Here is a 20,024-nt window from a genome sequence, read left to right on the forward strand (position 1 = left end):
TCGACCCGACCGTCTTCGTGCAACGCATCCAACCCCCGCCCCCCCCCGGCCCGACCGCCCCCGCCGGACTCGTGGCCGTGCCTGTTGCCCGACCCGGACGAGGCACCTCAGGACCGGGCGGCATGGGCAACCTCTTTGACCTCTCCGTGCTCGACCAGAAACCCGTTGCCATCTTCCAACCTCAGCCGGAATACCCTTGGCAACTCCGCCGCGAAGGCATCACAGGTTCCGTCCTCGTTGCCTTTGTTGTTGATTCCAGCGGAGCCGTTCGCGCCCCCCGCATCCTCCGCGCCACGCACCCCGGTTTTGAGACCCCCGTCCTCAACGCCCTCCAGCGTTGGAAATTCAAACCCGGACGCAAAGGCGGTGCCGTCGTCAACACGGGCAACGTGCAGATCACCCTCACCTTCAACCTGGGGGACGAACGATGAAGCCGGAAAACAAAAGAGATAAAAACCATCGCCCTCCCCCCGTTCCCCTCGTGCGCTGCTGCACATTTCTCAGCCCGAAAATCCTCTCCTCCTTACTCCGATCTCTGTGCCTCTGTGCCTCTGTGGTGAACCTCCTCGCTGCCGCCCCGCAAACGCCGCAAATCAGCCCCGCCCTCTCCGAAAAACTCGCTCCCCTCCACGCCGCCCTCGACGCCAAAAACACCACCGCCGCGCTCGCCCAAATCGACGCCCTTCTGCCCGCCACCCGCGCCGACACCTACGACCACTTCCTCCTCCTCCAAATTCAGGCGCAACTCCACCTCAGCCAAAACGCTTGGACCGCCTCCATCCCCCCCCTCGAAACCCTCCTTGCGCACGACGCCGCCCACACCACGCGCGCCCCGAACGACGCCCCCTGGCTTACCCCCGCCACCCGCCGCGACATCCACCACACCCTTGCGCAACTCCACTACACCCAAGCCGCCGACCTCCCCCTCTCAACCCCGCCCGCCGACCGACGCGCCGCCTGGCAACGAACCCTCGACCACGCCCGCCAAGCCGCTGCCGACCCCGCCCTCCTCACGCCCGACATACAAACCTTCCTTGCCACCGCCCTCTACGCCGCCGCCACCGCCGACCCCGCTGCCCCCGACCCGGCGCTCCTCCGCGAAACCCTCGCCGCCGCCCAACACGGCCTCGCCCTTACCCTCGACCCCCGCCCCCAATATTACCTCCTCCTCATAGCCGCCCACCAACAACTAGGCAACCACACCCCCGCTGCCGAAACCCTCGAACTCCTCGTCCAGCACACCCCCGACAACAAAACCTACTGGAGCCAACTCGCCGGCACCTGGCTCAACGTTGCAGAAGCCGCTGCCACCCACGAACCCGACCGTCCCGCCGCCGCCCGCTCCGCCCGACTCCGCGCCATCCACGCCGTCGAACGCGGCCAGCAACACGGCGCATTCGACACCCCCCGCGACCGCCAAAACCTCATCAACCTCTACCTCAACCTCGACTCCCCCGAACACGCCATCCCCCTCCTCGAAACCGGTCTCCGCGACAACCTCCTCCCCCCCGACCCCGCCCACACCCGGCGCAACTACGAACTCCTCGTCGCCGCGTATCAAAAAACCAACGACACCCCCGCCGCCCTCGCCGCCTGCACCGCCGCCGCCGCGAAATTCCCCGCCGACGGCAACCTCGACCTTCAGGCCAGCCAGCTTTACCACCAAGCCGGACGCCCCAAGGACGCCCTTGCCGCCGTCCGCACCGCCCTGACCAAAGGCAACCTCGACCAACCCAGCCCCGCCCACCTCTGGCACGCCTGGCTCGCCTTGGAACAATCCCTCCCCGAAGAAGCCTCCGCCGCCCTCGACCGCGCTGCCGCCCTCCCCGCCGCCCCCTCCGCGGAAATCGCCCGCCTCCGCGAAGCCCTCGCAGCGACGCCGAAAACTAAAAACTGAAAACCACATCACTCAAAACCCGCACACCATGCGCCGCATCTACATCCTCCCGCTCGTAGCTCTTGCCCTCTTCGCGGCCCTCTACTGGCGGCACGCCGCCACCTACAAAGAGCGCCAGCGCACCGAAGCCGCCGCCCGCGTCGAAGCCCAGCGCCAGCGCCTTGCCGCCGAGCACGAAGCCCGTCGCGCCGCCTACGCCGAAGCCATCGCCGCCCAGGAACAACGCAAACGCGAACGCGAAGAACGCGAAGCCCGCCGCCGCGAACGCGAGACTGCGCGCGACGCCGCCCTGGCCCGCCGCGACCAAGCCGGTTCCCGCCGCGACCAACTAGCCCGCACCCTCCAGCGCCTCGAAAGCGAAATCCCCCCCGAAGCCGAAGCCCTCGAACGCTACCAGCGCGAACTCCGCGAACTCACCGCCGAGCAAACCTTCCTCACCGAAACCTACCTCCCCCAAGCCCGCCTCAACCAGCAACACCTACAAAAACTAGGAACTAGAAATTAGAAATTAAGAGCCGACCTATCCTTAGACAAAATGAACAGAATGGACTCACGCAGAGACGCAGAGGCGCAGAGAAAAAAACTCTCCCCCCCCCCCTCCGTCCCTCCGCGTCCCCGCGTCTCCGCGTGAGAAAAACAACCATCCTTCAAAATTCCTCCCGATGAACCGCCTCTACCTCATCCTGCCGCTCCTCCTGCTCCTCCCCTTCGCGTATCTATATTACGACTACGCGCAAGACGCCCGCCATCGAACCGCCGCTCTTGCGGCCGAGCAAACCCGCCTCGAAGCCGCCGCTGCCGCCGAGCAGACCGCCACCCTCGAAAAAACCCGCGCCGCCGCCGAACGACGCGCTGCCGAACGAACCGCCGAAGAAACCCGCCGCGAAGCCGCCAGCATTGCCAAATGGGAAACCGACACCCGCCGCCTCGCCGAAGAAACCACCCGCCTCGAAACCGAAGTCGCCCGACTCACCGCCCAAGTTGCCGACCGCGAACAACACCTCGCCCGACTCAAACGCGACCGTGCCGCCGCCCGCATAGCCGTCTTCGAAGCTGCCAAAAACCTTGAAGCCGCCCAAGTCGCCCGCCGCACCCTCGACCTCGAAAACCAGCGCCTCCTCACCCTCATCGCTAACCAGACCCAATGACCCGCCTCCCCGACAGAGCGACGGCATCCCCAATCCCAAACCCAACCGCGAGTGGACGCAAATAAAGGCAGGATTTCCCGCCACGGCGCGACGGACGCCACGGTGCGAGAAACCAGCAGGCTGATGGCGTTGCGCCCGTTGCGCCGTGGCGGGAACCCCGTCGTCCCAGAGGGAGACCAGACGCTTCTTTTATTCGCGTCTATTCGCGGTTGGCTTGGCTGCTTTGATGCTCTCATCGTTCCTCCCCTCAAGACTGGCGAAGAGTGGCGGAGGAGCCTTGCGATTGTCCGCCGCCTCCGCATCAATCCACACCCATGCCCCAGCGCGTCACCATCCGCGACATCGCCCGCGACACCGGCGTGCACTTCACCACCGTCGCCCTTGCCCTCCGGGACAGCCCCCGCGTCAACGCCGCCACCCGCGCCGCCGCCGAAGCCATGCCATCCATATCCGCCCGCCTATGATCGCTCCCGCTCCTTTTGCCACCGAGCCAGCCTCCCGCACGCGTGCAACCAAACCCCGCGCGCTGCGCCTCCTCGTCCTTCTCACCGACGAGGAACGCTTCACTTTTTTCCCTGACGGCGGCATTGCCTCATGTCTCGAATTTCCCAATACAATCGCGTGCTGCATTCCACCGGCTGATCCCGTCGCCCACGACTGGACAACACTCCTTGAACAACACCGCCCCGACGTCCTCATCGGCGCATGGTCTCTGCCTCCGCTTCCCGCTCATTTTTCCGGCTGGGCTCCCCGTTATTACTGTCACCTCTCCGGCGCCATCCGCAGGCATGTGCCGCTCAGCCTCATTGAGGACGGTTTGCTCGTCACCAACTGGGGGGATTCCACCGCACCTTATGTGGCCGAGGTTGCTCTCATGCACACTCTCGCCGCGCTCCAAAACGCCGGACACCACCAGTTCGAAATCCATCAGCGTGGCGGCTGGCGCTGCGCCGAAACCGTGTCCGACAAATCCCGTCCGCGCAGCCTCTTTGGTCTGCGTGTCGGCCTCCACGGCTTTGGCGCCATCGCCCGGGAATACGTGCATCTACTTGCCCCTTTCCACCCGCGTCTCTCCGCCTGGGACCCCTACGTATCCGCCGCCACGCTTGCGCAGCATGACATTACTCCAACGCCTTCACTCGAAGCTCTTTTCCAGACGAGCGATGTTTTGGCCGAGTTCGCCGCCCTCACACCCGAGACGGATGGCATCGTCAACAAAACCCTCCTCTCCCGGCTGCCTGCTGACGCGGTTTTCATCAACGTCGCCCGCGGTCGTCTCGTGGACGAGGCCGCGCTGGCCGATTGCGTATCCAGTGAAAAAATACGAGCCGGTCTTGATGTCTTTGCGAAGGAACCCCTGCCCCTTGATTCGCCGTTGCGCGGACAGCCTGCGGTTCACGTCACGCCGCACATCGGCCTGCGTTCCGCCGCCAGTCGTCTGGCCGCAGGACGTCATGCCGTCCAGAACCTCGCCCGTTTCGCCCGCGGACTTCCGCTTCTCAACCCGATCACCCCAGCCCACTATGCCCGGATGACTTGATTCCCCTGTGTGCATTGACTCACGCAGAGACGCAGAGGCGCAGAGAAAACAGATGCATTTCTCTGCGCCTCTGCGTCTCTGCGTGAGAATAAATCGGCTTACAGGCTTTGTCGGGCAAGATCACGCCAGCGCTGCCGCGGCGATTTTTTCGCGCAGATGCGTGGTGCGGGCGCGGGCCTCGTTGTTGCGCACGGCCATGGCGTAGGCGGCGGGTTCGCCAACGATGTAAACTTTTTTCTTCCCGCGCGTGATCGCCGTGTAGAGCAGGTTGCGCTGGAGCATCATGAAGTGCGCCTTCATCAGCGGCACGATCACAACGGGGTATTCGCTGCCTTGCGATTTGTGGATGGAAATGGCGTGCGCCAACGCGAGGTCACCGGCGTCGCCGCGCGCGAAGACGTGGGTTTCGCCGTCAAATGTGGCGTCGAACGCGCCTTCTTCAGCGTCCACAGCGGTGATGGTGCCGATGTCGCCGTTGAAGAGGTTTTTGTCGTAGTTGTTGCGCAGTTGGATGATTTTGTCGCCCACACGAAATTCGCCCGATGGCGTGCGCAAGCCGGGGGCGCGGGGGTTGAGCGCGGCCTGGAGTTGTGTATTGAAATTTCCAACACCGGCAGCGCCTTTGTGCATGGGGGCGAGGACTTGCACGTCCTTGACGGGATGCGGCCACTTGAGGGCGCGGGGAACAAATTCGGTGCAGAGTTGGATGACTTTGCGCACGCAGTCTTCGGCGGAGTCGGCGGCGAGGAATACGAGGTCGCCCCAGACTTGGATGGCAGAGATGTCGCCCACGGTGGGGGGGAGGCTGGGGTCGCCGGCGTTGATGGCGTGAGCAGTGGTGACGATCTGGCTTTGGCCTTGCTGGCGGTGGATGACGTTGAGGCGGGTGACGGGGACGTGTTGCGTGGCAATGATGTCTTTGAGCACGTTGCCTGCGCCGACGCTGGGGAGCTGGTCGATGTCGCCGACGAGGAGGAGGTGGGCGCGCGAGGGGATGGCTTGGAGGAGCGCGGCGGCGAGGCGGGTGTCGAGCATGGAGGCTTCGTCAACGACGAGGAAGTCGGTGGCGAGGGGTTGGTGTTCGTTGTGCACGAATCCGCCTTTGGCTGCGTCGTATTTGAGGAGGCGGTGGATGGTGGTGGCGTAGCCGCCGGTGGTTTCGGTGAGGCGTTGCGCGGCGCGTCCGGTGGGCGCGGCAAGGTGGATGCGCACTTTCTTGGCCTTGAGGATGTCAACGAGGGCACGGAGCGAGGCGGTCTTGCCGGTGCCGGGTCCACCTGTGAGTATCGAGGCTTTGGATACGAGGGCGGCGCGGAGGGCGGCGCGTTGTTGGTCGGCAAATTGGAAGCCTGCTTTTTGCTGCGCCCAGTCGAGGGCGGCTTCGGTTTTGATGGGGGGGAGGGCGCTGCCGGTTTTGGTGAGGCGAACGATGGAGGCGGCGATTTTTTGTTCCGCGCGGTCGAGCACGGGCAGCTGGATGAGGGCGGAGCCGGGGAGGGGTTTATCTACGTCGGGGGGCCAGTGGCGGATGAGGTCGCGTTGTTCAACGAGGGCGTCGATGCGGGCGGCGAGGCGTTCGGCGGCGGTCTCAAGGAGGGGGGCGGCATAGTCGATGAGGTCGGCTTCGCGGAGCGCGGTGTGGCCTTCTTCCTGAAGCGTGTCCATGGCGTAGATGAGGCCGGCGTCGAGGCGGGGCGGGGCGTCGTTGGCAAAGCCTAGGTTGATGGCGATGCGGTCGGCGGTTTTGAAGCCGATGCCGTCCACGTCGCGGGCAACTTTGTAGGGTTGTTGGGTGAGGATGGCGCGGGCTTCGGAGCCGTAGCGGTTGATGAGTTTCACGCACTGGCCGGTGGTGACGCCGTAGGTTTGGAGAAAGATGTAGAGTTCGCGAAAGGCGCGTTGGTCTTCCCAGGCTTTTTTGATGGCGGAGGCGCGTTTTTTGCCGATGCCGGGCACGTCGTGCAGGCGTCCGGAATCTTCGCTGAGCACGCGGAAGGTGTCGGTGCCAAAGGCGTCCACGATTTTGTTGGCGTAGGCTTTGCCGATGCCGTGGACGAGGCCGCTGCCGAGGTATTTGCGAATCCCATACACGCTGGAGGGGAGTTCGCTGCGGAAGGTGTCGATGCGAAACTGGTCGCCGTGTTGCGCGTGGCGGGTCCAGGTGCCGCGCAGGTGGAGCGTTTCGCCGCACTGAACGCCGGGGAGGGCGCCGGTGATGGTGACTTTGGCGTCGGCTCCGGTGCGTCCTTCGGCACGAAATTCGGCGATGGTGTAGTGGTTTTCCTCGTTAAGAAAAATGATGCGCTCCAGCACGCCCGTCAGTGCGTCGGGCGCGTTGGCGGAGGCGGCAGCAGGGGGGGGGGGGGGGGGGGGAGGGGAGTTGGAATGAGGTGCGGTCACGAATGGGAATGTCAGGCGGATGTGAACCGGGTGCGAGGCGTCTTGCGAGGTTTCATGCGGAGGCCGTCTCGTCCGCCAGCTTTGTTTTGTGGCTGCGCAGGCTCCGGTCCAGTCCCAGTGCTTCACGTCCCACGTCGGCCAAGCCTGCGAACACTCCGTCGGCCCCGGCCTGGCGAAGCTCTTCCGCGGAGTGCGTGCCGGTCGTCACGGCGAAGCACGGGAAGCCCGCCGTGTGCGCGGCCTGCACGTCCCACGGTGAATCGCCGACCAGACACGTTGCCGCGGGCTTGGTGTCCTCCGCAGGCACGCCGAGTTCGCGCAGCCGGCGCAGCGTGTCGTCGGCGAATTCTGGCTGCGGTTTGAGCCAGGGCGTGTCCGTGGCGCCGACGATCAACCGGAGCCAAGGGGAGAGACCGAGGTGTTCGCACACGGCGCGTGCCGAGGGACCGTGTTTGTTGGTGAACACGGCGCACGTCACGCCGCGCGCCGTCAGCGCCGCCAGCAACTCGCGGCCCCCTGGCATCACGACCGCGCCTTCCAGCATGGTGCGGTCCCAGTAGGGACGGTAAATCGCGAGCCCTTCCGCCAGGCGGTCTTCGGGGACGAAGTTGCGCATGGCGTTTTCCAGTCCGCCGCCGATCGCGCGCCGCACCTGTTCGAGCGTGGGGGCGGGTAGGCCGAGTCGTGGCAGCGTGTGCGAGTACGCACGATGAATCGCGGGCAGGTGGTCGATCAAGGTGCCGTCGAGGTCGAATAATACCGAGCGGAAACGCATAAGCCCCCGACTCTAGCCCGCTCCGCACACCTCAGACCAAGCCTTTTTTGCCGATTGCCAATCGCCAATCGTTGACCGGCGTGACGCGGGCGTCTCGCCCGCTGTAGGGGCGTCGCTTGCGACGCCCGCGCACGCCATTCGATGCCACGTCCTGCATACGCGGGCTTCGCAAGCGAAGCCCCTACGCGTGGCGCGGGCGTCTCGCCCGCCGGGAACGCCGAGCCCCGGCTCGGCAAGGCCGTCGGCGTAACCATCAGGCATATAACGCCACGCCGGACTTGCACCCGCGCCGGAGCCACTCACTTTACGCTAGCAGATGAGCTGTCCAGCGAATCCATCCAGTAACGCGAGTTCCGCCGCCGCCACCGCCGATGCCATCTTTGAAGACGGCGACCTCCTGCGCATCCGGCTGGGCGGACGCTGGCGCGTCACCGCTCCCCGCCCCTCTCTGGCCGGAGTCATTGGCGACCGCAAACCCCGGCGCATCCGCATCGAACTCGCTCCCAATCTCGAACGTCTCGACAGCGCCCTCCTCCTCTTCACCCACGAAATCCGCAGTTGGTGCGAACAACACAAAACCGACTACGACACCTCCGCGCTTTCCCCTGAAGTTGCCGCCCTTTGCAACAAGCTTGCCACTGCCACGCAGGCCGAGCCCGCGCACGACCGCCGCACCAACCTTCTCACCTCCATCGGCGAGGCCACCATCGAGACCGTCGATCGCGCCACCGGCATAATGAGCTTCCTTGGCGAATGCCTCCTCAGCTTTTTTCATCTGGCCCGCCGCCCCAGGAAATTTCGCTGGGGCGACTGTTCCGAGGAAATGCAACAATGCGGAGCCATGGCCCTGCCCATCGTTGGCCTCATCAGCTTTCTAGTTGGCGTCATCATGGCCTACCAGTCCGCCGTGCTCATGCGCCAGTTTGGGGCCGACATCTACGTGGCCGACGCCGTCGCCCTGGTCATGGCCCGCGAAATGGGCGCCATGATGACCGGTATCATCCTCGCCGGACGCACTGGCGCCGCCTTCGCCGCCACCATCGGCAACATGAAGGCCAACGAAGAAATCGATGCCCTCAGCACCTTTGGCATCCGCCCCGTTGACTTCCTTGTTCTCCCCCGCCTCGTCGCCCTCGCCCTCATGATGCCGCTCCTCACCCTCTACGCCAACGCCCTCGGCATCGTTGGCGGCATGGGCGTGGCCATGGGCGTCCTCGACATCCCGCCCATCACCTACTGGAACCAGACGGTCAACGCCCTCGACCTCTCCGACATCAGCACTGGCCTCATCAAAGCCTCCTGCTTCGGCATCCTCGTCGGCCTCTCCGGCTGCCACCGCGGCATGAACGCCGACCGCAGCGCCTCCGGCGTCGGACGCGCCGCCACCTCCGCTGTCGTTATCGGCATGCTCCTCATCATCATCGCCGACGCCATCTTTGCCGTCATCTTCAACGCCCTTGGCTGGTAATCCCCACCACGTTCACCGCCGTCGCCGCAATGCCGCCCGCCACCACCACTAACCCGGCCCTCCTCCCCCCCCCCCCCCCCGTGGCCCCGCCCGCCATCCAGGCCACCGGCCTCGCTTGCGGATACGGAGAACGCCTCCTCGCCAAAGACCTCAATTTCGCCATCACCCCCGGCGAAATCGTCTTCATCGGCGGCGGTTCCGGCTGCGGCAAAAGCACCCTCCTGCGCCACCTCGTCGGCCTCAATCCCCCCCTTGCCGGCAACGTCTCCTACTTCGGCGAATCCTTCACCGACGCCGGCCCCCTTCGACGCCGCGAACTCCTCCGCACCTTTGGCATCCTCTACCAAAGCGGCGCCCTCTGGAGTTCCCTCACCCTCCGCCAAAACGTCTGTCTCCCCCTCGAAGAATACACCGACCTCAATCGCTCGGAACGCGAAGCCCTCGCCACCTACAAACTCTCCCAAGTCGGCCTCGACGGTTACGAGGACTACTACCCCTCCGAAATCAGCGGTGGCATGAAAAAACGCGCCGGCCTCGCCCGCGCCCTCGCGCTCGATCCGGCCATTGTGTTTTTCGACGAACCCTCCGCCGGCCTCGACCCCATCACCTCGCGCAACCTCGACGACCTCATCGTCGAAATCCGCGACACCCTTGGCACCACCTGCGTCATCATCTCGCACGAACTCGCCTCCATCATGAGCATCGGCCAGCGCATCATCATGCTCTCCAAGGAAACCCAGGGCATCATTGCCGACGGCGATCCGCGCGAACTCGCCCGCTCCAGTCCAAACCCCGCCGTCCGTGAATTTCTCACCCGCGGCGAAGTCAAAAAACATTAACCACAAAAGCACAGAAACACAGAACCCAAGCCAAAGGAAATGCACTTGAATTTTGAATACACACACACCCTTTCCCTTCCCCCCCTCCGGATCGGACTTTGTGCCTCCGTGTCTCTGTGGTTGATTGCAAATTCCCGGAAAAACCCGAACCCAGCCCTCTCATGAAAACCAAGGTCAGTCCCGCCATCATCGGCTTCTTCGTTCTCGGCGCCGTGGCGCTCGGCGCCATCGCCCTGCTCTCCTTCGGCAGTGTCAACCTCTTTAACAAGCCGCCCCGTTTCGTGGTTTATTTCAACGAATCCATCCAGGGCCTCGACATCGGCTCCCCCGTCAAAATCCGCGGCATGCGCATTGGCCGCGTCGCCGACGTGCAAATCCGCCACGTCCCCGGCAGCCATCAATCCCTTGTCGCCGTCATCTGCGAAATCAACCGCGACAAAGTCACCTCCACACGCGGCGTCACTTCCAAGGACGAACCCGGAGAAGGCGTCCGCCGGCTCATCAACGATGGCCTTCGCGCCCAGCTCGGCATCCTCGGCCTCGCCACCGGCATGCTCTACGTCGAACTCGACTTCCTCGACCCCGTCGCCAATCCCGCCGTCCTCCATCCCGAACTCGACTCCCCCTATCAGGAAATCCCCGCCGTCCCCTCCGCCATTGCCCAGATTCAGACCAACCTCAGCGACATCCTTAACCAATTCAAGGACGTCAAATTTGGCGATATGGCCAACGACGTGCAGAAACTTATCGCCGAGCTTCGCATCCAGTTTGAAAAGGCCGACATCTCCGGACTCATCGGCTCCGTCACCCAGGCTGCCCAGTCTGTGCACAACCTTGCCGACTCGCCCGACGTCAAGGAGACCCTTGCCAGTATCAAACACGCCAGCGCCCGTCTGTCCGGGCTCCTCGACGACGTCGGCAAGAACCTCGACCCTCTCACCGCCGACGCCGAAAAAACACTCGTTGAAGCCCGCTCCGCGCTGAAGGAATTTGCCACCACCGCCGCCAGCACCCGCCAGTTCCTCGACAACCAGCAAACCCTCGGAGTCGAAGCCGGCTCCGCCCTGCTCCGCCTCGGCCGCGCCGCCGACGCCATCAGCCGTCTGGCCGACTTCCTCGAACGCAACCCCACCGCCCTCCTCACCGGCCGCCCGCCGGAGAAACAATAAACTCACACCCGCACCCACCTTTCACCATGAAACGCATCCTCGCCGCCACCATCACCGCCGCCACCGCCGCCCTTCTTGTCCTCTGCGCCGGTTGCTCGCTCACGCCCACGCCCCGGCCCGACCCCACCCAATTCTATGTCCTCACCCCCCCCTCGCAGATCGGCGCCCACATTCCGCTTCCAGCCAAACTAGGCCCCCTCACCATCGGCCTCAAAACCGTGCAAATCCCCGCTTACCTCGACCACGTCGAGATAGCCGTCCGCACCGCCACCAACGAAACCATTTACCAACCCTATGCCCGCTGGGCCGAACCCCTTGCCCCCGCCATCCAGCGCCAGATTGCGCTCCAACTCCTCCAGTCCCCGCGTATCGGACAACTCCATACCATGCCCTTCCCGCTGGAGCAAAAGCGCGACTACGACATCGCCCTCTACGTGACCCGTTGCGAAGGCCAGCGCGATGCCGGCGGCCAATCCACCGCCAGCTTTGCCGCCATCATAGTTATCAGCAACGCCGGCACTGGCGACATCGTCGCCCGTCAGAGCTTCACCGCCCCGCCTTATCCGTGGAACGGCCATGACAACTCCATGCTTGTCCAGGCCCTCGGCGAATCCGTCACCAAACTTGCCGCCGCCACCCTCGCCGCCCTGCCGGAGGCGCCTGCGACAGAAAAAGCCAAAAACTGAAATCAAAATATCTCACGCAGAGACGCGTGAGGCGCAGAAAAATCCACTCACACACTATCTTTCTCCGCGCCCCCGCGCCTCCGCGTGAGATCCTCGAACCCATTATTATGGGAGGTTCTAAAAATTCATTTTTGCACAGAAGATAACCAAGAAAACGAAGATGAAGACAGGGAGCATAATTTGTTCTAAATTATTTATTTATAATATTTTATTAAAAAACAAAAGGTTCTTCGACGTTTTCAGTGGAGGGACAGGATTACGATATGGAGTGCGGCGATTCATCGCCGCTTTAGGCGACGTGATTCATCACGTCGCCTCGCCTTACCCTGTTGCTACCTTCTCTGCCGTCTGGCAAAGGACGCATCGGGAGGCGGGAGGGCGGGAGGCGGGTCGTTAAAACGACCCGTCGAAAGCGGCGATGAATCGCCGCACTCCATGTCGAGCCATTGAAAATGTCGAAGAACCAAACAAAAATTCCACTTCAATTGATTGTCTTCGTTTCCTTCGTTACCTTCTGTGCAATTTTTAGAACCTCCCTTATATTTTTGAGAGGGAAGCGGTCTGAGATCAGGTAACTCCATTTCAGCTTTCAGCTTTTCAGTTTTCAGCTTTTCCTCCTCCCCATGCCCTCAACCATTTTCACCATAGCCAATCAGAAAGGCGGCGTCGGCAAGACCACCACGGCCGTCAACCTCGCCGCCGCCCTGGCCGAGAAAAAAATCCCCACGCTCCTCATCGACCTCGACCCGCAGGCCAACGCCACCAGTGCCATCGGTGTTGAAAAACACGAAGGCCGCAGCCTCTACGGCCCCCTTCGCGGCGAAAGCACCGCGCTCGAAATGATCGTGCCAACCCCCACCCCGCACCTCTCGCTCATCCCCAGCGAAGAAGACCTCGCCGCCGCCGAAATCGAAATCGCCCAGTCGGAGAACTATCTCGCCTGCCTCCGCACCCTCTTGGAGCCCGTTCGCGCCAGCGACCGCTACCGCGCCATCATCATCGACTGCCCCCCCTCCATGGGAATGCTCTCGATGAACAGCCTCGCTGCCGCCGACTACCTCCTCATCGCCCTCCAGTGCGAATACATGGCGCTCGAAGGTCTTGGCCAGATCCTGCGCAACATGGACCGGATAAAAAACGCCGGCCTCAACAACGACCTCCAGCTAGGCGGGATCGTGATGACCATGTTTGACATCCGCACCAACCTCTCGCGTCAGGTGGTGGACGAGGTGAAGCAACACCTGCCCGACAAAATCTTCCAGACCGTCATCCCCCGCACCGTGCGCCTCAGCGAAGCCCCCAGCTTCGGCAAGACGATCCTCACCTACGATTCCTCGTCCCCCGGAGCCAGCGCCTACCGCTTCCTCGCCAAGGAAGTCATCAAACGCTTCGCCCTGAAAGAATGACACCGTCAATGGAGCGGCACGGAGGGCGGGTCTCCTGACCCGCCAGACGCGGCGCAGCCGCGCCATTCCGGATGGGCGGAGGCTCGCTGACGCGAGCCTCGTCGGCGGGTCAGGAGACCCGCCCTCCGCCAACAGCATTGTCCGCTGACATCACTCTGATTGCACCCGTTTTCAGGACGACGTTGCTGGCCCTGTTGACCCGCGTGGGTTTTGTGGTAACGGCTTGACGTTTTGATGCCAACCGCCGCGCTCGCCAAATACCGCCACGTCTTCCTCATCGGGATGCAGAGCGCGCTCGTGTACCGGTGGAACTTCGCCATCCGCGCCTCGCTTTCCTTTGTCCATCTCGCCTACGTCTTCATCCTCTGGGGCGCGGCCTACGCGGGCAAAACCGAGCTTGGCGGCTTCAACCTCGGGCAAACGCTCACCTACTTCGTCGTCGTCCTCATCCTCCAGTTTTTCATCGGCGCGATGAACGAGGACTATGAAGTCTCCGAGGAAATCCGCAACGGACTCATCAACCAGTTTCTCACCAAACCCATCAACTACTTCGGCTACCGCTTCACCCTTTACACCGCCGCCCGCTTCATCTCCGGCACGCTCGCGCTCGTGCCCCTCGTCCTCGCGCTGCCCTGGCTCGCGTCGCATCTCACGTTTCCCTCCCCGTCCGCACCCGGAGCGGCCTGGACCTACGCCGCGTTTGTTCCGGCGCTTGTCATGTCGGCGCTGATACAATTCACCATCGCCTATCTCTTCGGGCTGCTCACCTTCTGGTTTCTCGAAATCCAGTCCTTCGTGATCCTCTCGCTTGCCGTCGAGACGATCCTTGGCGGCCAGGTCTTCCCGCTCGATCTCATGCCGCGCTGGTTCCTCGAACTCTCGTCCTGGCTCCCCTATTACTACCAGATGTATTTCCCCGCAGCCCTCCTCACCGGACGTATCCAGGAGCCCATGCTCGCCTTGCGCGGACTCGGCATTCAGGCCATGTGGGTGTGCCTGCTTTTTGGCCTGGCCCACCTCCTCTGGACACGAGGCCTGCGCCGTCACACCGCCGTCGGCGGATGAATCGAATCCGCATTCACAAACTCAAACCATGAACTACCTTCGCATCTGGCTGGCCAGCATTCGCTACTCCGTGGTGCGCGCGATGATGTTTCGCGGCGACTTCATCATGTGGTCGCTCACCGAGTTGTTTTGGATGTCGGTCAACCTGCTCCTCGTCGGCGTCATTTACCGGCACACCGAATCCATCGCCGGCTGGGGCGCGTGGGAAATGACGCTCCTCGTCGGCACCTCCATGATCGTGCAACGCCTCCTCATGGGATTCTTCTGGAGCAACCTCTTTGAGATGGGGCGCAACGTCCGCACCGGCCACTTCGACTTCTTCCTCGCCCAGCCCGGAAACCCCCTCTTCATGATCTCCACGCGCAAGCTCGATCTCGACGGGCTCTTCAACCTCCCGCTTGCCGTCGGCATCGTTCTCTACGCCGCGCACCAGATCGGCCTCGACTGGAGTTTCGCCCGCGCCGCCGCCTACGCGTTTCTCATCCTCTGCGGCCTCGCCATCCATTACTCCACGCTGCTCATTTTCATCAGCCTGGTTTTTTGGATACAAAACGCGCGTGGCGTCGAAGGCGGCTACTTTGCCCTCAACGAATACTCGCGCCTCCCCCGCGAAGCCATGCGCGGCATTGCCTCCATCATCCTCGTTTACACGCTGCCGGTTGTGATCGTCACCAACGTCCCTGCGCGCACGCTCATCCACGGCATCGAACCGGGCCAGATACTCTGGTTGACTGCCGCCGCCGTGTTCTGGTTCGCCATCGGCGTCATCGTTTTCAACCGTGGCCTCCGCCGCTACGCCAGCGCCAGCTCCTAAAACAAAACATGAGCAACGTCACAACCAACCCTCCCCCCCCCCCCCCCCCTCCCAACGATTCCGCCGCGCTCGCCGCGTTGCAGATGCGCATCGGCCACAAATTCACCACGCCCGCTCTGCTGGAAACCGCCATCACGCACCCCTCTTGGTTGCAAGACAACCCCGGCGCGCCGGACAACAACCAGCGTCTCGAATTGCTGGGCGACGCCGTCCTGCAACTCCTCCTCACACACGAACTCTACACCCTGTTTCCCACCGACCGCGAAGGCCCCCTGAGCAAACGCCGCGCCGTCCTCTCGCGCGGCGGCTTCCTCGCGCAACTCGCGCGCGAAGTCGGCCTCGACACCGTGCTCCGCCTCAGCGCCAGCGAGGAGCAGACCGGCGGACGCCAGCGCGACTCCGCGCTCGAAGACGCTTTCGAAGCGCTTTTCGGCGCGCTCTATCTCGACGCCGGACTCGACCGCACCCGCGAGGTGCTGCGCACGCTTTACGGCCCACTGAATGTCCGTCTGGAAACCACCGAGGACACCGACAATCCCAAGGGCCGCCTCCAGGAGCGCGTGCAACCCCTGCACGGCAACCAAGCCCTGCGTTACGAGACCGCGCACATCTCCGGACAAGACCACGCCCGCGAATACGAGTCGCGCCTTTACGTGTTGGAGCACCAGTTTGGCACCGGTCGCGGCCCTTCCAAAAAACTCGCCGAGGAAGCCGCCGCCCGCGCCGCCCTCGCGGCGCTCGACGCAAGCGAGAACAAATGAGTCGTTTTGACGGTAGGGAGGCCTCTCCGAGGCCTCCGCCGTGGGTGGTGAGAAAATGCGAAACGCATAGGTGAATGAAGCGTGGTTTCGGAGGCCTCGGAGATGCCTCCCTACCAGATAGGAGATGGCTGCAGCTTTCTTGAAAATGCGCTGGAAATCAAAACGGCGATGGAGAGACCGAAGATGCGCCATCGCCCTTTAGCGCCATCTGCATTTGCGCGGCGCAGTCCTTGAGTGCGCGCAGGCATTCGCGTTGCCGGCGTGCGTCCGAAAAATCCTCCGGCCACCCCACAATGGTCAGCGCGGCGGACTCCGAACCGGTCAATGGCAGGGCGACCGACATTGCGTGAATCGCGGGATTGCGCGTGCCAAACGCGCTGCTGTAACCGGCCTTTTTGGCGGCGGCGATTTCCCTTAACACAAGCTCTTCCGCCACGCCCGCGTTCGTGGTGGATTTAAGGATACGCATCACCTCGTTTTTCGGAAGCCGGGCCATGAGACTGACGCCCACCGATCCCGAATCCAGCAGGTGCATGCGCGAGCCGATGGGCGACGAAATGGAATTGGGACGGCGCGACTCGGCGCGCAACGCCGTGACAACCTGCATCCCCTCGCGGATCGAGACCTTGGCGGAGAGCCCCGTGCGTTCCGTCAACTCGCGCAGCGGACGCCGCAGCAGCGAGAGCGCGTGTTCCACGCGCGCATACGAACGGGTGACACGGGCGAGGCCGAAGGCGAGTTGAAACTCGCCGCGCCGCGTTTCGCGCAGCCAGTCGTTTCCGGCCAGCGTGCGCAGGATGCGATACGTAGTGGCTGGAGCGATACCAAGGGACAGCGACAGGTGCTTGGCGGCCAGCCCCCCCCCCTCGTCGGCGGCAATCTCGTGGATGATGTCGATGGCTTTTTGCAGAATCGGGATCGTGTTCATGGATGTCCGTGGTCCGTAGCAGAAGGCCTCTAGTTTTACCATAAGAGATAATTTTCGATCCAATACCGAATTGAGGCGACCTGCGCCCGGCGCTGGACTTGAGGCATGAAAATCACCGACCTTCGCGTTCGCACCGTTGCCATTCCGCTCACCTGCCAGCTTCGCCACAACACCGGCGTGCATCCCGGCTATTTCCTTCGCACGATCCTGGAGCTGATGACCGACGAGGGCATTGTCGGCCTCGGCGAAGTCGGCGGCGGCGACCAGCGCGGCGCGCTCCTCAAGCTCAAGCCGCGCATCGTGGGGCTCGATCCATTTCACCTCGAAACGATCAAACTCAAAGTCCTGCGTTCGATCTACTACATGTCCAACGCGCGCCTTTACGCAGCCATTGAGATGGCGTGCCTCGACATCATCGGCAAAGCCGTCAACCGTCCGCTCAGCGACCTGCTTGGCGGTTCCGTGCGCGACGAAATCCCGATGATCGCGTATCTGTTCTGGCGATACGAAAGGCCGGAGGGCGGGGACGACACTCGCGCCGAGGACCTGGCCGACTGGTGCGTGGAGCTTAACCGCACTCTTGGCGTGCGTTCGATGAAGCTCAAGGCAGGCGTGATGGACCCCGGCGAGGAGGCGCGCGTGCTGGAGCTTTGCCGCGAGCGACTTGGGCCGGACTTCGGTCTGCGCATCGACCCCAACGGAGTATGGTCCGTGCCGACCGCGGTGCGCATCGGGCGTCGACTGGAGGCGGTGGCGCCGGAGTATTTCGAGGACCCGTCCTGGGGGCTCAACGGCAACGCGGAGGTGCGCAAACAGATCAGGATTCCGGTGGCGACCAACATGTATCCGGCGCGTTTCGACGACCTGGCGCCCGCCGTGAAACTGGGCTCGGTGGACATCGTGCTCACTGACATTCACTATTGGGAAGGTCCGCGTGGCGTGAAGGATCTGGCGGCGGTTTGTCGGACGTTTGGCCTGGGTGTGGCGATGCATTCCGGGGCGGAGTTTGGCATCGAGCTGGCGGCCATGCTACATACCGCGAGCACGATCCCCGAGATGACGTTCGCGGGCGACGCGCACTATCACTATCTCACGGACGACATTATTGAGGGCGGCCTGATAAAGTATAAAAACGGCTGTCTCCCGGTGCCGCGCGGTCCCGGTCTGGGCGTGACGCTGGACGAGGACAAGATGGCTAAATACGAGCGCGAATACGAGAAGCGCGGCGACTATTACGCCCGTTTCCACGCCGACCCTCGCCGCCCGGATTGGTATCCGATCGTGGGCGGGATTTGAGGGGAGTGGGGGGGAGGGGGCAGGTCCAAACAAACTTACATTTGTGTGCATTGCAACTGCCTGCTTAATGCATGATTAAGCAGGCTAATGCCATTGGATGGATTATTTAATAATTTGATTCAATAAATGTATTCGATTGCTCCATCCATTTGCGGGAGGCAGCAACCAAACCGTTTTTTCGAGCTTTTTGACCAATCCATAAACCTTTCCGAAAATATGAAATCCGCTCTCGCTGTCTTTGTGTGCGCCGTATTCCTGTCCATTGGCCTGTCGCTCTCAATGCAGGCCCAGACCAATGTCTTCCCGGCAACGGGATATGTGGGAATTGGAACGACTAGCCCTACTACGACGTTAGATGTAAATGGCTTTATAAGCGTAGGAGGTTCAGATCTTTTCCTTGGAAAACGTGACGGACGCCCCCAAGGGCAGAACTTGAGTAATCGAGCATTGGTACATACAGATTGATCACTTTATCCTGATTGTTTATATATAAACTATTCCGGTGATTTTGAAGGAGGAGTTATTGTGCATGGTCCACGATTGTGGGTCACTGGGGATGTTGGAATCGGAACAGGTAGTCCCACGCACAAACTCACTGTCAACGGTCCGATTCGCGCCAAAGAGGTGATTGTGGATACAGGTTGGGCGGACTATGTGTTTGCTGATAACTACACGCTTGTGCCGCTTTCCGAAGTCGAAGCGCACATCAAAGAACATAAACACCTGCCCGGCCTTCCCACTGCGACGGTGGTTGCCTCTGAAGGCGTGAGCATTGGGGAAATGCAAGCGGCTCTCCTCGCCAAAGTCGAAGAACTTACCCTGCACCTCATCGCTCAAGACAAAAAACTCTCCACGCAAGCCGAGACGCTTGCCACCCAAACCGCCCGCATTGAACGTCTCGAAGCCGAAAACGCCCGCCTCAAACAAGCCGCCCAATGACTGCACGCCTGCATTTTTCCGTTCGTTTTCCCGCTCGAACGCAAACACAAGCCCTCTTGCTTTCGTTTGCATTCGCTCTGTTTGGCCTTGCCTTCACCCACCATCACGCAAGCGCGGCAGCCGATGAAGTGATCACGCCTCGCACTTGGACTTCCGGTGCCACCACCATCACAGGCACGAACTCCGTGACCACCGCCGGGGCCGTCATCTCCCAAGGCACGGCCAACGTCACCCTCCAGTCGCAGGGAGTCATCCGTCTTATGCCAGGCTTCCGTGCGTCTCCGGCCAGCGGCGGCAAATTTCGCGCCACCATCACGACCAATCAGGCCCGGTTCGTCTCATGGTCCGTGCCCACTGAATTATCTCCCGGCGAACCCCGGCAGGTCTCAGTTGTCCTCAACAACGCGGGCGGCAACACATGGACCAGCGCGGCAGGTTACAAACTCGGCAGCCAATCGCCCACCGACAACACCAGATGGAATCTCAGCCGGGTGACGCTTCCCGCCACCGTTCAACCCGGGCAAAATGTGACTTTTACATTCAACATCACCGCTCCGTTTGTCGCTGACACACACAGTTTTCAGTGGGGCATGCTGCAAGACGGCGGAGCCGGCTGGTTTGGCAATTTTACGCCGGTGCAATCCATTTGTGTCCGCGGTCGTCCACAGGACGACGCCAATAACGACGGCCTTTCCGACATTTACACTCGTGACACCAACAACAATGGCATCCCCGATGCCATTGAAATTTCTCTCGGACTCGATCCCGCCACACCCTCCACCAACCCGTCCGGACGCTCCGACACCTTTCAATACGACAAAAGTCAGCGGCTGATCAACGGTCCCGGCGGTGCCTACAGTCAGGATGCGGAAGACAACATCACCGGACGCTAA

General features: G+C 62.5%; 21 protein-coding genes. 18 read left to right on the top strand and 3 right to left on the bottom strand.

Going from position 1 to position 20,024, the window contains the following annotated elements; genetic code table 11:
* The 6 genes from OBACDRAFT_RS11175 to OBACDRAFT_RS11195 form a co-directional block, all read left to right on the top strand.
* A partial coding sequence (locus tag OBACDRAFT_RS11175; RefSeq protein ID WP_043585626.1) for an energy transducer TonB occupies positions 1 to 431 on the top strand: 431 nt, incomplete at its 5' end.
* Positions 432 to 556: 125 nt separating this feature from the next.
* Positions 557 to 1,897, top strand: a complete 1,341-nt coding sequence (locus OBACDRAFT_RS11180; RefSeq protein WP_232767014.1) for a hypothetical protein — start codon at positions 557 to 559, stop codon at positions 1,895 to 1,897.
* 28 nt (positions 1,898 to 1,925) lie between these two features.
* On the top strand, positions 1,926 to 2,402 hold the full coding sequence (locus tag OBACDRAFT_RS11185; RefSeq protein ID WP_052361746.1) for a hypothetical protein: 477 nt from the start codon (positions 1,926 to 1,928) through the stop codon (positions 2,400 to 2,402).
* A gap of 157 nt (positions 2,403 to 2,559) precedes the next feature.
* Positions 2,560 to 3,045: a hypothetical protein gene (locus OBACDRAFT_RS11190; RefSeq protein WP_043585628.1), complete on the top strand. Its 486-nt coding sequence runs from the start codon at positions 2,560 to 2,562 to the stop codon at positions 3,043 to 3,045.
* A 314-nt stretch (positions 3,046 to 3,359) separates the two neighbouring features.
* Positions 3,360 to 3,509 (top strand): LacI family DNA-binding transcriptional regulator, encoded by a 150-nt coding sequence (locus tag OBACDRAFT_RS26490; RefSeq protein WP_081721972.1) that lies wholly within the window; start codon positions 3,360 to 3,362, stop codon positions 3,507 to 3,509.
* On the top strand, positions 3,506 to 4,585 hold the full coding sequence (locus OBACDRAFT_RS11195) for a hydroxyacid dehydrogenase (RefSeq protein WP_043585630.1): 1,080 nt from the start codon (positions 3,506 to 3,508) through the stop codon (positions 4,583 to 4,585). The genes OBACDRAFT_RS26490 and OBACDRAFT_RS11195 overlap by 4 nt, the downstream gene beginning before the upstream one ends.
* A gap of 120 nt (positions 4,586 to 4,705) precedes the next feature.
* Here OBACDRAFT_RS11195 and recD2 read toward each other — a convergent pair whose 3' ends face one another.
* Together recD2 and OBACDRAFT_RS11205 are read right to left on the bottom strand one after the other, a co-directional pair.
* Positions 4,706 to 6,985, bottom strand: coding sequence for an SF1B family DNA helicase RecD2 (gene recD2 / locus OBACDRAFT_RS11200; protein WP_052361747.1), 2,280 nt, complete (start codon positions 6,983 to 6,985; stop codon positions 4,706 to 4,708).
* 52 nt (positions 6,986 to 7,037) lie between these two features.
* Entirely contained in the window at positions 7,038 to 7,760 is a 723-nt protein-coding gene (locus tag OBACDRAFT_RS11205) for an HAD family hydrolase (RefSeq protein ID WP_052361749.1), read from the bottom strand.
* Positions 7,761 to 7,901: 141 nt separating this feature from the next.
* Between OBACDRAFT_RS11205 and OBACDRAFT_RS28195 the strand changes: the two genes are divergently transcribed.
* The 9 genes from OBACDRAFT_RS28195 (at position 7,902) to rnc (ending at position 15,968) form a co-directional block, all read left to right on the top strand.
* A complete protein-coding gene (locus OBACDRAFT_RS28195; RefSeq protein ID WP_157837028.1) occupies positions 7,902 to 8,105 on the top strand; it encodes a hypothetical protein in 204 nt (67 codons plus the stop codon).
* A complete protein-coding gene (locus tag OBACDRAFT_RS11210) occupies positions 8,077 to 9,228 on the top strand; it encodes an MlaE family ABC transporter permease (RefSeq protein WP_043585632.1) in 1,152 nt (383 codons plus the stop codon). The genes OBACDRAFT_RS28195 and OBACDRAFT_RS11210 overlap by 29 nt, the downstream gene beginning before the upstream one ends.
* 29 nt (positions 9,229 to 9,257) lie before the next feature.
* On the top strand, positions 9,258 to 10,067 hold the full coding sequence (locus OBACDRAFT_RS11215; protein ID WP_052361751.1) for an ABC transporter ATP-binding protein: 810 nt from the start codon (positions 9,258 to 9,260) through the stop codon (positions 10,065 to 10,067).
* Between the two features lie 161 nt (positions 10,068 to 10,228).
* A complete protein-coding gene (locus OBACDRAFT_RS11220; protein WP_043585702.1) occupies positions 10,229 to 11,236 on the top strand; it encodes an MlaD family protein in 1,008 nt (335 codons plus the stop codon).
* A gap of 26 nt (positions 11,237 to 11,262) precedes the next feature.
* Positions 11,263 to 11,922, top strand: a complete 660-nt coding sequence (locus tag OBACDRAFT_RS11225; RefSeq protein WP_043585633.1) for a PqiC family protein — start codon at positions 11,263 to 11,265, stop codon at positions 11,920 to 11,922.
* Between the two features lie 623 nt (positions 11,923 to 12,545).
* On the top strand, positions 12,546 to 13,328 hold the full coding sequence (locus OBACDRAFT_RS11230; RefSeq protein WP_043585635.1) for a ParA family protein: 783 nt from the start codon (positions 12,546 to 12,548) through the stop codon (positions 13,326 to 13,328).
* A gap of 234 nt (positions 13,329 to 13,562) precedes the next feature.
* The gene (locus OBACDRAFT_RS11235; protein ID WP_043585637.1) at positions 13,563 to 14,393 is read left to right on the top strand and encodes an ABC transporter permease; all 831 of its coding nucleotides are present in this window, start codon (positions 13,563 to 13,565) and stop codon (positions 14,391 to 14,393) included.
* A gap of 28 nt (positions 14,394 to 14,421) precedes the next feature.
* Complete coding sequence (locus tag OBACDRAFT_RS11240) at positions 14,422 to 15,207, top strand: ABC transporter permease (RefSeq protein WP_043585639.1); 786 nt, start codon at positions 14,422 to 14,424, stop codon at positions 15,205 to 15,207.
* Between the two features lie 8 nt (positions 15,208 to 15,215).
* Positions 15,216 to 15,968 carry a ribonuclease III gene (gene rnc / locus OBACDRAFT_RS11245; protein ID WP_052361753.1) on the top strand — a complete coding sequence of 251 codons (753 nt, stop codon included), beginning with the start codon at positions 15,216 to 15,218 and terminating at the stop codon, positions 15,966 to 15,968.
* A gap of 157 nt (positions 15,969 to 16,125) precedes the next feature.
* On the opposite strand, the gene OBACDRAFT_RS11250 is transcribed toward rnc, so the two are convergent.
* Complete coding sequence (locus tag OBACDRAFT_RS11250; RefSeq protein WP_232767018.1) at positions 16,126 to 16,896, bottom strand: IclR family transcriptional regulator; 771 nt, start codon at positions 16,894 to 16,896, stop codon at positions 16,126 to 16,128.
* Positions 16,897 to 17,001: 105 nt separating this feature from the next.
* On the opposite strand from OBACDRAFT_RS11250, the gene OBACDRAFT_RS11255 reads away from it, so the two are divergent.
* The 3 genes from OBACDRAFT_RS11255 (at position 17,002) to OBACDRAFT_RS11265 (ending at position 20,024) form a co-directional block, all read left to right on the top strand.
* Entirely contained in the window at positions 17,002 to 18,192 is a 1,191-nt protein-coding gene (locus tag OBACDRAFT_RS11255; RefSeq protein ID WP_043585641.1) for an enolase C-terminal domain-like protein, read from the top strand.
* Positions 18,193 to 18,717: 525 nt separating this feature from the next.
* The gene (locus OBACDRAFT_RS29675; protein WP_232767024.1) at positions 18,718 to 19,131 is read left to right on the top strand and encodes a hypothetical protein; all 414 of its coding nucleotides are present in this window, start codon (positions 18,718 to 18,720) and stop codon (positions 19,129 to 19,131) included.
* 56 nt (positions 19,132 to 19,187) lie between these two features.
* A complete protein-coding gene (locus OBACDRAFT_RS11265) occupies positions 19,188 to 20,024 on the top strand; it encodes a hypothetical protein (protein ID WP_157837029.1) in 837 nt (278 codons plus the stop codon).

It is taken from the genome of Geminisphaera colitermitum TAV2 (genome assembly GCF_000171235.2).
In the GTDB taxonomy this organism is placed as follows: Bacteria; Verrucomicrobiota; Verrucomicrobiia; order Opitutales; family Opitutaceae; genus Geminisphaera; species Geminisphaera colitermitum.

Excerpts from the sequence above, each read along its gene's own strand:
- OBACDRAFT_RS11225 (WP_043585633.1), top strand. The coding sequence starts at position 11,263 with ATGAAACGCATCCTCGCCGCCACCATCACCGCCGCCACCGCCGCCCTT.
- OBACDRAFT_RS11235 (WP_043585637.1), top strand. The coding sequence starts at position 13,563 with ATGCCAACCGCCGCGCTCGCCAAATACCGCCACGTCTTCCTCATCGGG.
- OBACDRAFT_RS11220 (WP_043585702.1), top strand. The coding sequence starts at position 10,229 with ATGAAAACCAAGGTCAGTCCCGCCATCATCGGCTTCTTCGTTCTCGGC.
- OBACDRAFT_RS28195 (WP_157837028.1), top strand. The coding sequence starts at position 7,902 with ATGCCACGTCCTGCATACGCGGGCTTCGCAAGCGAAGCCCCTACGCGT.
- OBACDRAFT_RS11240 (WP_043585639.1), top strand. The coding sequence starts at position 14,422 with ATGAACTACCTTCGCATCTGGCTGGCCAGCATTCGCTACTCCGTGGTG.
- OBACDRAFT_RS11205 (WP_052361749.1), bottom strand. The coding sequence starts at position 7,760 with ATGCGTTTCCGCTCGGTATTATTCGACCTCGACGGCACCTTGATCGAC.
- OBACDRAFT_RS11190 (WP_043585628.1), top strand. The coding sequence starts at position 2,560 with ATGAACCGCCTCTACCTCATCCTGCCGCTCCTCCTGCTCCTCCCCTTC.
- rnc (WP_052361753.1), top strand. The coding sequence starts at position 15,216 with ATGAGCAACGTCACAACCAACCCTCCCCCCCCCCCCCCCCCTCCCAAC.
- OBACDRAFT_RS11215 (WP_052361751.1), top strand. The coding sequence starts at position 9,258 with ATGCCGCCCGCCACCACCACTAACCCGGCCCTCCTCCCCCCCCCCCCC.
- OBACDRAFT_RS11195 (WP_043585630.1), top strand. The coding sequence starts at position 3,506 with ATGATCGCTCCCGCTCCTTTTGCCACCGAGCCAGCCTCCCGCACGCGT.
- OBACDRAFT_RS11185 (WP_052361746.1), top strand. The coding sequence starts at position 1,926 with ATGCGCCGCATCTACATCCTCCCGCTCGTAGCTCTTGCCCTCTTCGCG.
- OBACDRAFT_RS11210 (WP_043585632.1), top strand. The coding sequence starts at position 8,077 with ATGAGCTGTCCAGCGAATCCATCCAGTAACGCGAGTTCCGCCGCCGCC.
- OBACDRAFT_RS11230 (WP_043585635.1), top strand. The coding sequence starts at position 12,546 with ATGCCCTCAACCATTTTCACCATAGCCAATCAGAAAGGCGGCGTCGGC.
- OBACDRAFT_RS11250 (WP_232767018.1), bottom strand. The coding sequence starts at position 16,896 with ATGAACACGATCCCGATTCTGCAAAAAGCCATCGACATCATCCACGAG.
- OBACDRAFT_RS26490 (WP_081721972.1), top strand. The coding sequence starts at position 3,360 with ATGCCCCAGCGCGTCACCATCCGCGACATCGCCCGCGACACCGGCGTG.
- OBACDRAFT_RS11255 (WP_043585641.1), top strand. The coding sequence starts at position 17,002 with ATGAAAATCACCGACCTTCGCGTTCGCACCGTTGCCATTCCGCTCACC.